Annotated in this window: 8 protein-coding genes; 6 read left to right on the plus strand and 2 right to left on the minus strand. The window is 57.1% G+C overall.

What is annotated here, in order from left to right; genetic code table 11:
• Positions 1–73 precede the first annotated feature (73 nt).
• Complete coding sequence (locus tag ACRQ84_RS08440) at positions 74–1408, minus strand: carbohydrate porin (RefSeq protein WP_064739239.1); 1335 nt, start codon at positions 1406–1408, stop codon at positions 74–76.
• A 218-nt stretch (positions 1409–1626) separates the two neighbouring features.
• Positions 1627–2589, minus strand: a complete 963-nt coding sequence (locus tag ACRQ84_RS08445; protein ID WP_483817737.1) for an aldo/keto reductase — start codon at positions 2587–2589, stop codon at positions 1627–1629.
• A 252-nt stretch (positions 2590–2841) separates the two neighbouring features.
• Between ACRQ84_RS08445 and ACRQ84_RS08450 the strand changes: the two genes are divergently transcribed.
• The 6 genes from ACRQ84_RS08450 to baeR all read left to right on the plus strand — a co-directional run bounded on the left by ACRQ84_RS08450 (position 2842) and on the right by baeR (position 13886).
• Positions 2842–4068: an MdtA/MuxA family multidrug efflux RND transporter periplasmic adaptor subunit gene (locus ACRQ84_RS08450; RefSeq protein WP_064739665.1), complete on the plus strand. Its 1227-nt coding sequence runs from the start codon at positions 2842–2844 to the stop codon at positions 4066–4068.
• Entirely contained in the window at positions 4068–7190 is a 3123-nt protein-coding gene (locus ACRQ84_RS08455) for an MdtB/MuxB family multidrug efflux RND transporter permease subunit (protein ID WP_483817738.1), read from the plus strand. The genes ACRQ84_RS08450 and ACRQ84_RS08455 overlap by 1 nt, the downstream gene beginning before the upstream one ends.
• Positions 7187–10255, plus strand: a complete 3069-nt coding sequence (mdtC, locus tag ACRQ84_RS08460) for a multidrug efflux RND transporter permease subunit MdtC (protein ID WP_483817739.1) — start codon at positions 7187–7189, stop codon at positions 10253–10255. Before ACRQ84_RS08455 ends, mdtC begins: the two co-directional genes overlap by 4 nt.
• A 185-nt stretch (positions 10256–10440) precedes the next feature.
• Positions 10441–11787 (plus strand): multidrug transporter subunit MdtD, encoded by a 1347-nt coding sequence (mdtD, locus tag ACRQ84_RS08465; protein ID WP_483817904.1) that lies wholly within the window; start codon positions 10441–10443, stop codon positions 11785–11787.
• Positions 11784–13169, plus strand: a complete 1386-nt coding sequence (gene baeS, locus ACRQ84_RS08470) for an envelope stress sensor histidine kinase BaeS (RefSeq protein WP_483817740.1) — start codon at positions 11784–11786, stop codon at positions 13167–13169. The genes mdtD and baeS overlap by 4 nt, the downstream gene beginning before the upstream one ends.
• 9 nt (positions 13170–13178) lie before the next feature.
• Positions 13179–13886, plus strand: coding sequence for an envelope stress response regulator BaeR (gene baeR / locus ACRQ84_RS08475; RefSeq protein WP_483817741.1), 708 nt, complete (start codon positions 13179–13181; stop codon positions 13884–13886).
• Positions 13887–13927 lie beyond the last annotated feature (41 nt).

Below are 13927 nucleotides of genomic sequence, written 5' to 3' on the forward strand. Positions count from 1 at the left end.
CGAATAGGGCGGCATAAATGCCGCCCCTACGATCGGATGAAGGGTCGTTATTGATGGCGACCCGCATTAAACATCAGAAATTCACGTTCGCACTGATCCCGCCGACAAACGCATCTTTCACTTCGCTCACCGCACCCGGCGCTACCACATATTGCAGGTTCGGACGCAGCTGCAGCCATTTGGTCAGCTGAGCGTTGTAGTAAATCTCATAGTTGTACTCAGAACCATCCTGAATCGGCAGATAGGTTGGGCTATTGAAGTCCGTTTCGCCGTTGGCGTTGTTCTGCTCACGCTGCGAGCGCGTATAAGCACTGTTGACGTGAATACGTGCCGCACCGACACCAATCTCATCCTGTGGACGCGCATCGAACGGCCCTTTCCAGGTAAAGCTCACCGACTGATAGTTATCGGTTTTTGAGGTTTTATGATCGTTCATCACCGCCTGCACGGTGACGCCTAAACCACGGCTGGCATCGCCGCCCTGCGCGGTCAACTGTTGTTGTAACAGCACGTAGCCGCCATACGCATGATCCTGGCTTTGATAAGCGCCATCGCGCCAGCTGCCGTAGTTGTCACCGTTAGCTGAGGAGTAGTAATAGCCAATGCGGTAGTTACCCGGCAGCTTGTCTGCACCTAAAGTCGGTTTCCAGCCCAACTCGACCGGCACCAGATTCCCTTCGGAGTTGCTGGTATCAAGACGGAAGCCGTCGCCGCGATCGTAGTTGGCGCGGTTCTGGTTATAGAAGCCCACCTGGAAGAACACGTCAGGTGTAAAGTTCACTTTTACGCGGCCGCCCCACTGGGAAACCGGCCAGTTGAACCAGCGATCGCCACGCCAGTTACCTGCCTGACCGCTACCGAATGCCAGGTTCTGGAATTTACTGTCAAAGTTATCGAAATCTTCACCGACGGTAACGCGACCGGCTTTCAGGTTAACCGTGTTATCGAACAGACCTTTGCTCAACCAGAATTGGGTTAAACGCCAGGTTTGGCCGCGACCGTAAACTTCCTGGGTCGAGGACAACATACCGGTACGACGATCGGCGACCTGGTCGGAGATGTTTTGACCATTACGATCGGTAATCGTCATCTGGAATTGCGCATCCTGCCAGTTGAGCAGTTTTTCCAGGTCAAAGTTGGCGCCAAACGCCCACTGATCGCTGTAACGCATTGAAGTATTGGTATCGGCGCCGCCCGCCAGATTGGAGGCGCTTTCCATGGTGTAGTTAACGTCGAATTTAATGCCGTCATTTTCCAACTGCGTGCGGTTGCCGCCCCAATCGCCAAACATATAGGGAGAGTCATAACTGAACGCATCAGCGGCTACCGCCGATGCACTCAGCATCGCAAACATCAGGGTTCCCGCTGCCAGGCGGGGTAAATGCTGCACTGCTTCTTTTCTGTTCATGATGGTTATTCTTATATGAAGTGACTGGAATGGATCGAACAGAGGATAGTGCTGAGGATTTGTCAATTTTTGCAAATATGTGCGCAGTTTACCGCAGGTTGATAGTGCGTCAACGCAATTGTGACGGTGGTCGATGATTGAAAATATTTTGCTGCAAATGGCATTTTTTGTGAGGCAGAGCAGAAAAATAGCGGGACGCCGCAGCGTCCCTGAAAACATTACAGTTTACTGGCGCTCACCAGCTCTTCAATTTCCTGCTTGCTGAGCTCCAGTTCGGTGGCTTTCACCAGCTCATCCAGCTGTTCCAGCGATGTCGCACTGACAATCGGCGCGGTAATGCTGGGACGCGCAATCTGCCACGCCAGCGCCACCTGCGTCGCCGATACATCGTGCGAGGCGGCGACATCTTCTAACGCTTCAACAATCCGCTTGCCGCGGTCGTTGAGGTATTTATCCACAATGCCCTGCCCGCGCTTACTTTTGCTGGCATCTTCCGGCTTTTTGTATTTACCGCTGAGGAAGCCGCTGGCCAGCGAATAGTAGTTGATCACGCCGAGGCCATTTTTCACCGCAACCTGCTCCAGACCGCTTTCATACTCCTGACGATCGTAGAGATTATATTCCGGCTGCAAGGTTTCGTAGCGTGCCAGTCCATGTTGCTTACTGACATCCAGCGCTTCCTGCAAGCGTGTAGCGTTGTAGTTGGAGGCGCCAATGGCACGAACTTTACCCTCTTTAATCAGCGAGTCGAAGGCTTTCAACGTATCAAGCAGCGGCGTGGTTTCATCATCACGGTGCGCTTGATAGAGATCGATGACGTCGGTTTGCAGACGGCGCAGTGAATCTTCCACCGCCTGACGAATGTATGCCGGTTTAAGGCCCGTTTTTTCCGGCGAAAGCTCCATGCCGACTTTAGTGGCCAGCACGATGCGGTCGCGCTTGCCGCTTTTCTTCAGCCATTTACCAATGATAGTTTCCGATTCGCCACCTTCGTTACCCGGCGCCCAGCGCGAATAGACGTCGGCAGTATCGATGAAGAACAAGCCCTTCTCAACCAGCGCATCCAGCAGTGAAAACGAGGTTTTCTCATCCACCGTCCAGCCAAATACGTTGCCGCCAAAGGTGAGACGGGGAACTTCGATACCGCTGTCGCCAAGCTGGCGGAGTTTCTGTTGACTCATTTTGTTCTCCTTATTCAAACGAGACAGGTCTGCATTGAGCTTAGCAAAGGAAAAACGGCACGCTTATGCGTATTCCTGCCAGAATATTTACAGAATATGAATACTTAGCATGGTTGGGGCGATATTCTTATTTCCTTCAATTTTTGCCCGGCCCGGGCGACTACAATCATTCGTTTGCGAAATAGGCGTGAGCCACAAGGGTATTTGATTTCGCATTTTGGGAAAACGACACGCTGGAGAGCACACACCTTGATCAACCGTCGACTTAAAACAACCTTACTGGCCGTAGCCGTGATTGCCGTGCTGGCGGGTGGATATTATTGGTGGCAGCATCCAGCGGAACCGAATAAACAGTCGCAGGCCGAAGGCCAGCAGCAACGTGGGCGCGGCGCGGGCAGCGGTGCGCGTCGTCCGTTAGCGCCGGTACAGGCGGCAAGTGCCACCACGCAAAGCGTGCCCTATTATCTCAGTGGCCTCGGCACCGTGACCGCCGCCAATACCGTCACGGTGCGCAGCCGTGTTGATGGGCAGTTGATGGCGCTGCACTTCCAGGAAGGACAGCAAGTGGCCGCTGGCGCACTATTAGCCGAAATCGATCCGCGTCCTTACCAGGTGGCATTAGCCCAAGCGCAGGGCCAACTGGCAAAAGACCAGGCAACACTCGCCAATGCGCGTCGCGATCTCAGTCGCTATGAAAAACTGGCAAAAACCTCGCTGGTGTCCCAGCAAGAACTCGATACGCAACGTTCGCTGGTGAGCGAAACGCTCGGCACCCTCAAAGCCGATGAAGGCAGTGTCGCCAGCGCCCAGCTTAATCTCACTTACAGCCGCATTACCGCGCCGATTGGGGGACGTGTGGGATTGAAGCAGGTCGATGTGGGTAACTACATTACGTCCGGCGATACCAGTGGTTTGGTGGTGATCACCGAAACACATCCAATTGACGTGGTATTCAGCGTCGCCGAGAACAACATTAGCCAAATCCTCAAGGCACAGAAAAGCGGGCAGCCGCTGATCGTTGAAGCCTGGGATCGCAGCAATAAAACGCGCCTGACCAGCGGTACGCTATTGAGTCTTGATAATCAGATTGATGCCACCACCGGCACCATCAAGCTCAAAGCGCGCTTCAGCAACGAAGATGACACGCTGTTCCCGAATCAGTTTGTGAATGCGCGTCTGAAAGTCGATACCTTACAGGATGCGGTGGTGATTCCGACCGCCGCACTGCAGATGAGCAACGATGGCCACTTTGTCTGGGTGGTGAACAGCGAAAATAAAGTCAGCAAAAAACGCGTCACCGCAGGTTTGCAGGATAGCCAGAAAGTGGTGATTAGCGCCGGTCTTGAAGCCGGCGATCGCGTGGTGACCGACGGGCTTGACCGCCTGACGGAAGGCGCCACCGTTGAAGTGGTGGCGCCGCAGAGCGCTGCAACACACAGCACGCGCGCCGCGCAGCCCGCACGCGGAGAGCGTCAATAATGCAGGTAATGCCTCCTGACCGCAGCGGCGGACCTTCGCGCCTGTTTATTCTGCGCCCGGTCGCCACCACGCTGCTGATGATAGCGATTCTGTTGGCGGGCGTGCTCGGCTACCGTTTTCTGCCGGTCTCCGCTTTGCCGGAAGTCGATTACCCCACCATTCAGGTGGTGACGCTCTATCCTGGTGCCAGCCCTGATGTGGTCACTTCGTCGATCACCGCGCCGCTGGAACGTCAGTTTGGCCAGATGTCGGGCTTGAAGCAGATGTCTTCGCAGAGTTCGGGCGGTGCTTCGGTAGTGACATTGCAGTTTCAGCTCACGCTGCCCCTGGATGTTGCCGAGCAGGAAGTGCAGGCGGCGATCAACTCCGCCACCAATCTGCTGCCGAGCGACCTTCCCAATCCGCCGGTTTACAGCAAAGTGAATCCGGCCGATCCGCCCATTATGACCCTCGCCGTCACCACCACCAGCATGCCGCTTACGCAGGTGCAGGACATGGTGGAAACCCGCGTGGCGCAGAAGATTTCTCAGGTCTCGGGCGTGGGTTTAGTGACGCTGTCCGGCGGACAACGTCCGGCGGTACGCGTGAAGATAAACACCCAGGCGCTGGCCGCGCTCGGCTTGACCAGTGAGTCAGTGCGCAGCGCCATCACCAATGCCAACGTCAACTCGGCGAAAGGCAGCCTCGACGGCCCAACGCGCTCGATTACCTTGTCGGCAAACGACCAGATGACCTCGGCGGAAGACTATCGCAAGCTGATCATCAGCTATACCAACGGTGCGCCAGTGCGCCTGGGCGATGTCGCCACCATCGAGCAAGGCGCCGAGAACAGCTGGCTGGGTGCCTGGGCAAACCGTCAGCAGGCGATTGTGCTTAACGTGCAGCGCCAGCCTGGGGCCAACATCATTGCTACCGCGGATAATATCCGCGCCATGTTGCCCGCGCTGACCGCCACGCTGCCGAAGTCGGTGGATGTGAAACTGCTGACCGACCGCACCACTAACATCCGCAATTCGGTCAGTGATACGCAGCACGAACTGATGCTGGCGATGGGCCTGGTGGTCATGATCATCTACTTGTTCCTGCGCAACGTCCCGGCAACCATCATTCCCGCCGTCGCCGTGCCGCTATCGCTGGTCGGTACCTTTGCCGCGATGTATTTCCTCGGCTTCTCAATCAACAATCTGACGTTGATGGCATTGACCATCGCGACCGGGTTTGTCGTCGATGACGCCATCGTGGTGATCGAGAACATCTCGCGCTATATCGAAAAAGGTGAAAAGCCTATGACGGCGGCCCTGAAGGGCGCAGGCGAGATTGGCTTCACCATTATCTCCCTCACCTTCTCGCTGATTGCGGTGCTGATCCCGCTGCTGTTTATGGGCGATGTCATTGGACGCCTGTTCCGCGAGTTTGCGGTGACCCTGGCGGTGGCGATTTTGATTTCTGCCGTGGTGTCGCTGACGCTGACGCCTATGATGTGCGCGCGCATGTTGAGCGCCGAATCACTGCGCAAGCAGAACCGTTTTTCGCGCGCCAGTGAAGCGATGTTTGAGCGCATCATTGCCCATTATGGTCGCGGTTTAACCCGCGTGCTGCTGCATCCGTGGATTACGCTATCGGTGGCGCTCGGCACCTTACTGATCACCGTGTTGCTGTGGATCATGATTCCAAAAGGCTTCTTCCCGCAGCAGGACAACAGCATCATTCAGGGCACCCTGCAGGCACCGCAGTCAGTTTCTTACGCCAACATGTCTGAGCGCACGCGCGATGTCGCTTCGATCATCATGAAAGATCCAGCGGTGCAGAGCATGACCTCGTTTGTGGGCGTCGATGGCACCAACGCCGCGCTCAACAGCGCCCGCCTGCAGATCAATCTCAAGCCGTTAAATGAGCGCGACGATCGTATCCCGGCCGTGCAACAGCGTTTGCAACAGGCGTTGGCCAAAGTGCCGGGCATCTCACTGTGGCTGCAACCGGTACAGGATTTAACCATTGATACTCAGGCGAGCCGCACGCCGTACCAGTTCACGCTGCAATCGGGCTCGCTGGAGTCGCTGAGTCTATGGGTGCCGAAATTGCTTGCGCAGTTGAACACGCTGCCACAGCTGCGCGACGTCAGCAGTGACTGGCAAGATCAAGGGCTGGAAGCCTTTGTGCGCGTCGATCGCGACAGCGCCAGCCGGTTAGGCATCAGCATGGCCGACGTCGATAACGCGCTGTATAACGCCTTTGGCCAGCGACTGATTTCCACCATTTACACCCAGGCCAACCAATATCGCGTGGTGCTGGAACAGAACAATGAGGCTACGCCCGGATTGGCAAGTCTCGACGGCATTCGCCTGACCAGTAGCGAGGGCGGCAGCGTGCCGCTGAGCGCCATCGCACAAATAGAGGAGCGCCACGCGGCGCTCAGCATCAACCACCTCGATCAGTTCCCGTCGGCGACCTTCTCGTTTGATGTCGCAGAAGGTTATTCGCTGGGCGACGCGGTGAAAGCGGTGAGCGCTGCGGAAGATCAGGTGGGCATGCCCGCGGAAATGATGACGCAGTTCCAGGGCAGCACGCTGGCTTTCGAAGCCGCGTTGTCCAGCACCGTATGGCTGATCGTGGCCGCCGTGGTGGCGATGTATATCGTGCTCGGCGTGCTGTACGAAAGCTTTATTCATCCAATCACCATTCTCTCCACGCTGCCCACCGCTGGCGTCGGCGCGTTACTGGCGCTGATGCTGAGCGGCAACGAGCTGGATATCATCGCCATCATTGGCATCATCTTGCTGATCGGTATCGTGAAGAAAAACGCCATCATGATGATCGACTTCGCGCTGGCGGCGGAGCGTGAGCAAGGCATGCCGCCGCGCGAGGCGATTTATCAGGCGTGTTTACTGCGTTTCCGTCCGATCCTGATGACCACATTGGCGGCGCTGCTTGGTGCGCTGCCGTTGATGCTGAGTACCGGCGTCGGCGCAGAGTTGCGTCGTCCATTGGGTATTGCGATGGTCGGCGGTTTGGTGGTGAGTCAAGTGCTGACCCTGTTCACCACGCCGGTGATCTACCTGCTGTTTGATCGCCTGTCGCACGCTACGCGCCGTCGCTTTAAGCGATCGGAGGCGCCGTCGTGAAGTTTTTCGCGCTGTTTATTCATCGCCCGGTCGCCACCACCTTGCTGACGCTGGCGATTGCACTGGCCGGTATTCTCGGTTTCCGCCTGCTGCCAGTGGCACCGCTGCCACAGCTCGATTTCCCGGTGATTCTGATTTCCGCCTCATTGCCCGGCGCGTCGCCGGAAACCATGGCGGCATCGGTGGCGACGCCGCTGGAGCGCTCACTTGGGCGCATTGCTGGCGTCAGCGAGATGACGTCCACCAGCTCGCTGGGTAGCACGCGCATCATTCTGGTGTTCGATTTTGACCGCGACATTAACGGCGCGGCACGTGATGTGCAGGCGGCGATCAATGCCGCTCAAAGCCTGTTGCCGACCGGCATGCCCAGCCGTCCGAGCTATCGTAAAGCCAACCCGTCCGATGCGCCGATCATGATTCTGACCATGACGTCCGACATTTATAATCCCGGTCAGCTGTATGATTACGCCTCAACGCAGCTGGCGCAGAAACTCTCGCAAATTGAGGGCGTGGGCGATGTGACGGTCGGCGGCAGCTCGCTGCCTGCGGTGCGCGTCGAGCTCAACCCGCAAGCGCTGTTCAATCAGGGCGTGTCGCTTGATGCCGTTCGCACCGCTATCAGCAACGCCAATCAGCGCCGTCCGCAGGGCGCCATTGATGATCTGCAGCAGCGCTGGCAGCTGCGTACCAACGGTGAATTACAAACGGCTAGCGAATATCAGCCGCTGGTGGTGCATTACAACAACGGTGCGGCGGTGCGCCTTAGCGATGTCGCCAACGTGCAGGATTCGGTGCAGGACGTACGTAACGCCGGTATGACCAACGGCAAAGCAGCGGTGCTGTTGGTGGTGCGCAAATCGCCGGAAGCCAACATTATCGATACCGTCGATCGTATCCGTAGCGAATTGCCAGAACTGCATGAGGTGATCCCCGCCGCTATCGACCTGCAAATTGCTCAGGATCGATCGCCCACCATTCGCGCCTCGCTGCATGAAGTTGAGCAGTCGCTGATCATCGCCGTGGCGCTGGTGATTCTGGTGGTGTTTGCCTTCCTGCGCGACTGGCGTGCCACGCTGATCCCCGCCGCCGCGGTGCCGGTTTCACTGATTGGCACCTTCGCCGCCATGTATCTGTGCGGGTTTAGCCTCAACAACCTGTCGCTGATGGCGCTGACCATCGCCACCGGTTTTGTCGTCGACGACGCGATTGTGGTGCTGGAGAACATTGCGCGCCACGTCGAAGCGGGCATGAAGCCGCTACAGGCGGCGCTGACCGGCGTGCGCGAAGTCGGTTTTACCGTGCTGTCGATGAGTCTGTCGCTGATTGCGGTGTTCCTGCCGCTGCTGATGATTGGCGGCATCATTGGCCGCTTCTTCTCTGAATTTGCCATCACGCTGTCGGTGGCGATTCTCATCTCGCTGTTTATCTCGGTCACGCTGACACCGATGATGTGTGCCTACCTGCTGAAGCCGCAGATCAAACGCAGTCAGCCGCGCACGCGTGGTTTCGGCAAACTGCTGATGAAAGTGCAAAACGGCTACGCGCGCTCGCTCGGCTGGGTGCTGAATCACGCCATTTGGGTGTTGATGCTGCTGCTCGGTACCGTGGCGCTCACCGTGTGGTTGTTCATCTCGATTCCGAAAACCTTTATGCCAGAGCAAGATACCGGCCGCTTACAAGGCTTTATTTCGGCGGACCAGAGCATTTCGTTCCAGGCGATGCGTGGCAAGCTACAGGATTTCATGAACATCATTAAGGCCGATCCGGCGGTGGATAACGTCACCGGCTTTACCGGCGGTTCGCGCACCAACAGCGGCTCAATGTTCGTCTCGCTCAAGCCGCTTTCCGAGCGCAGCGAAAGCGCGCAGGAAGTGATTGCACGGCTGCGCGTGAAACTGGCGAAAGAGCCAGGTGCCAATCTCTACCTCAATGCGGTGCAGGATATTCGTATTGGCGGACGTGAATCCAACGCCAGCTACCAGTACAGTTTGCTGTCGGATAACCTGAATGATTTACGTGAATGGGAGCCGAAGATTCGTCAGGCGTTCGCCGCCCTGCCCGAACTGGCGGACGTTAACTCCGATCAACAGGATAACGGCAGCGAAATGAATCTGACCTACGATCGTGAAAGCATGGCGCGACTCGGCATTGATGTTTCTGCCGCTAACGCCCTGCTGAATAACGCCTTTGGTCAACGCCAAATCTCCACCATTTATCAGCCGCTCAATCAGTACAAAGTAGTGATGGAAGTCGATCCGCGCTACACCCAGGACATCAGTTCACTCGATCAGATGTTTGTGATTAACAGCGACGGCAAAGCGATTCCGCTGAGCTGGTTTGCGAAGTGGCAACCGGCCAATGCACCGCTGTCGGTGAACCACGAAGGCCTGTCGGCGGCGTCGACCATTTCGTTCAACCTGCCGGAAGGTGTGTCGCTGTCACAGGCGTCGGAAGCGATCGATCGCTCGGTGACGGCGCTGGGCGTGCCTTCCACCGTGCGCGGCAGTTTTGCCGGCACCGCGCAGGTGTTCCAGCAGTCACAATCCAACCAGCTTTACCTGATGCTGGCGGCGATTGCGGCGGTGTATATCGTGTTGGGCATTCTGTATGAGAGCTACGTGCATCCGTTAACCATCCTCTCCACGCTACCCTCCGCAGGCGTTGGCGCGCTGCTGGCACTGGAACTGTTCAACACGCCGTTTAGCCTGATTGCGCTGATCGGCATTTTGCTGCTCATCGGCATCGTGAAGAAAAACGCCATCATGATGGTCGACTTTGCGCTTGATGCCGAACGCAACGGCAATTTGTCAGCGCGCGATGCGATTTTCCAGGCGTGCCAACTGCGTTTCCGCCCGATTCTGATGACCACCCTCGCCGCGCTGTTTGGTGCATTGCCGCTGGTATTAACCAGCGGTGACGGCGCCGAGCTGCGGCAACCGCTGGGTATCACCATCGCCGGTGGCCTGATAATGAGCCAGCTGCTGACGCTCTACACCACGCCGGTGGTCTATTTGATGATGGATAAGCTGCGGCGGCGGAAGAAAAAGGTATTGGTGACGGGTTAAGGGAGGTCGCCATGAATGGCGACCCTACGCATCCCATATTTGTAGGGTCGCCATTTATGGTGACCTAACGCATCCCACATTTGTAGGGTCGCCATTTATGGTGAGCGTATAACAGAGGAGATTCAGTGGACACGAAAAACGCCACCGTGCGCTGGCAGTTGTGGATCGTCGCGTTTGGCTTCTTTATGCAGGCGCTGGACACCACCATCGTGAATACCGCGATTCCGTCAATGGCGCGCGATCTCAACGTCAGCCCGCTGAATATGCACTCGGTGATCGTCTCCTATGTGCTGACCGTGGCGGTGACGCTGCCGATCAGCGGCTGGCTGGCGGATCGATTTGGCGTGCGCAATATCTTCTTCTGCGCCATTGTGCTGTTCAGCATCGGTTCGCTGCTGTGCGCCTTCTCCACCACGCTGGATGAGCTGATCATGGCGCGCGTGGTGCAAGGCATTGGTGGCGCGATGATGGTGCCGGTTGGCCGATTGACGGTGATGAAAATCGTGCCGCGCGAGCAATATATGTCAGCGATGACCTTCGTCACCACGCCGGGACAAATTGGCCCGCTGCTCGGCCCGGCGCTCGGCGGGATTTTGGTGCAGTACGCCAGCTGGCACTGGATCTTCCTGATCAACATTCCGGTCGGCATTATTGGCGCCATCGCTACGCTGACGCTGATGCCCAATTACACCATGCAGACGCGGCGTTTCGATTTCCTCGGCTTTGTGCTGCTGGCGGTGGGCATGGCCACGCTGACGCTGGCGCTCGACGGCCAGCGCAGTTCGGGCGGTTCGCCGCTGTTGCTCGGCTTACTGATAATGGTTGGGGTATTTTCGCTGCTGTTCTACCTGATGCATGGCCGCAACAACGATAACGCGCTGTTCAGCCTGAAACTATTTGATAACCGCATCTATTCGATTGGCCTGCTCGGCAGTTTTACCGGTCGCATCGGGAGCGGCATGTTGCCGTTTATAACGCCGATCTTCCTGCAGGTCGGCCTCGGCTACAGCCCGTTCCACGCCGGTTTAATGATGATTCCGATGGTGCTCGGCAACATGGGCACCAAACGCGTGGTGGTGCGCATCGTCAACCTGTTCGGCTATCGCAATGCGCTGGTCGGCGCCACCCTCGCGCTGGCGATGGTGGTGCTGCTATTCCCGCTGGTGGCGCTGCTCGGCTGGATCTGGCTGCTGCCGGTGGTGCTATTGCTGCAAGGCATGGTGAACGCCATCCGCTTCTCATCGATGAATACGCTGACGCTCAAAGAGCTGCCCGACGATCTGGCCTCGAGCGGTAACAGTTTGCTGTCGATGATTATGCAGCTGTCGATGAGTATCGGCGTAACCGTTGCCGGTTTGCTGCTCGGCGCTTTTGGCCACGGCGTCGTCACCGACAGCGCAGCCGCCCATCAAACCTTCATTTATACCTATCTGTGCATGGCGCTGGTCATTGTGCTGCCCGCGCTGGTGTTCTGGCGTGTACCGAAGAATGTCAGTAAAAACGTTGATCTTAGAGGCAGGAGTAAAGCATGAAGCGGCCGGTAAAATGGGGCATTGGCGCCAAACTGTTTGCGGCGATTTTCTCCACCTGCATGTTGGTGATCATCACCATGCATTGGGGCGTACGGCTTAGCTTTGAGCATGGTTTTGTCGATTACATTAAAAAAGGCAACGAGCAGCGTTTAACCCTGCTGAGCGATGCGCTGGCCGATCAGTATGAGCAGCATGGCAACTGGGATTTTCTGCGCAATAATGACCGGCTGATTTTCTCGATTTTGCGTTCGCTGGAGCAGAATCCTGGCAGCGTCAACCAGCTACCACCGCACGGCTGGCGCACGCAGTTCTGGATTATCGACCAGCAATACAAAGTGCTGTCTGGCCCACGTCAGCCGGTGCCACCGGAAGGGACCCGGCGCAACATCACCACCAGCAGCGGCAAGATTGTCGGCTGGGTGATTGCTTCCCCGGTCGAACGGCTAACGCGCAGCACCGATATCAACTTTGATCAGCAACAGCGGCGCACCAGTTGGCTGATTGTAGCGTTGACCGGTTTGCTGGCGGCGCTGGTCACCTGGCTACTGGCGCGCGGCCTGCTCGCCCCCGTTAAACGGCTAGTGGATGGTACGCACCATTTGGCGGCGGGCAATTTCGCGACCCGCGTGGAAGTGGGCAGCAGCGATGAACTGGGTCAGCTGGGCCGCGACTTCAACCAGCTCGCCAGCTCGCTGGAAAAGAATGAAAGCAACCGCCGCGCCTTTATGGCCGATATTTCCCATGAACTGCGTACGCCGCTGGCGATCCTGCGCGGTGAGCTGGAAGCGATGCAGGATGGCGTGCGCAAGCTGACGCCGGAAGCCATCAGCTCGTTACAAAGCGAAGTCTCGCTGCTGACCAAACTGGTCGACGATCTGCATCAGCTGTCGCTTTCCGACGCGGGCGCCCTCGCCTATCGCAAACAGCCGGTGGATCTGGTTAATCTGCTGGAAGTGGTGGCGGGCAGCTTCGGCGAACGTTACCGCAGCCGCGGTTTAACGCTCAATCTGGCGTTACCCGCGCAGGCGGAGAGCTTTGGCGATCCTGACCGCCTGATGCAGCTATTTACCAATTTGCTGGAAAACAGCCTGCGCTACACCGATGCCGGCGGCGCGGTGCAGCTTTCCATGCTGCGTGTTGGCGAATACTGGCAGCTGAGCTTTGCCGATAGCGCGCCGGGTGTTGATCCGCTCCATCAGGCCCAATTATTTGAGCGTTTTTTCCGCGCGGAAAGTTCACGTAATCGCGCCAGCGGCGGCTCTGGGCTTGGCCTGGCGATCTGTAAAAACATCGCCGAGGCCCATGCAGGCAATATTAGTGCGGATCACTCTGATTTAGGTGGACTGCAAATCACGCTAAACTTGCCGTATGTTCCTCACTAGACGCCACTTATGAGCCCGGAAAATAGCGATCCTCTGATCCTTGTTGTAGAAGATGAACCCAAACTGGCGCAGCTGATGATTGATTATCTGCAGGCGTCCAACTATCGCACTCACCACATTGCCGACGGTAACGAGGTGTTGAGTTACGTGCAACATACACCGCCGGATCTGGTGCTGCTGGATTTGATGCTGCCCGGCCGTGACGGCTTAACGTTGTGCCGCGAAATTCGCCGCTTCTCTGAGCTGCCGATTATTATGGTCACTGCACGCACTGAAGAGATCGATCGCCTGCTGGGACTGGAAATCGGCGCGGATGACTATGTCTGCAAGCCATTCAGCCCGCGTGAAGTGGTGGCGCGCGTGAAAACAATTTTACGCCGCGTCAAACGATCGCCGGAAGAGGCACAACAGGAATCGCATCTGCATATCGATGAGAGTCGTTTCCAGGCCAGCTGGCGTGAACAGCAGTTGGAATTAACCCCTGCGGAGTTTCGTCTGCTGAAAACCCTGGCGCTGGAGCCGGGCAAGGTATTCTCACGCGAGCAGTTGCTGAATCATCTTTACGATGATTACCGCGTGGTAACCGATCGTACCATTGATAGCCACATCAAAAATCTGCGTCGTAAGCTGGAAAGCCTCGATGCAGAACAGCCGTTTATCCGCGCGGTATACGGCATGGGTTATCGCTGGGAAGCTGACGTCTGCCGCTTGCTGTAGCCAGCAACGGTTTACATTGATCCAGGTCAATTTACATCGGG

The organism is Pantoea sp. E2023-21, from assembly GCF_051302795.1.
Taxonomy (GTDB): Bacteria; Pseudomonadota; Gammaproteobacteria; order Enterobacterales; family Enterobacteriaceae; genus Pantoea; species Pantoea ludwigii_A.

Excerpts from the sequence above, each read along its gene's own strand:
- ACRQ84_RS08445 (WP_483817737.1), bottom strand. The coding sequence starts at position 2,589 with ATGAGTCAACAGAAACTCCGCCAGCTTGGCGACAGCGGTATCGAAGTT.
- ACRQ84_RS08455 (WP_483817738.1), top strand. The coding sequence starts at position 4,068 with ATGCAGGTAATGCCTCCTGACCGCAGCGGCGGACCTTCGCGCCTGTTT.
- ACRQ84_RS08440 (WP_064739239.1), bottom strand. The coding sequence starts at position 1,408 with ATGAACAGAAAAGAAGCAGTGCAGCATTTACCCCGCCTGGCAGCGGGA.
- baeS (WP_483817740.1), top strand. The coding sequence starts at position 11,784 with ATGAAGCGGCCGGTAAAATGGGGCATTGGCGCCAAACTGTTTGCGGCG.
- mdtD (WP_483817904.1), top strand. The coding sequence starts at position 10,441 with ATGCAGGCGCTGGACACCACCATCGTGAATACCGCGATTCCGTCAATG.
- baeR (WP_483817741.1), top strand. The coding sequence starts at position 13,179 with ATGAGCCCGGAAAATAGCGATCCTCTGATCCTTGTTGTAGAAGATGAA.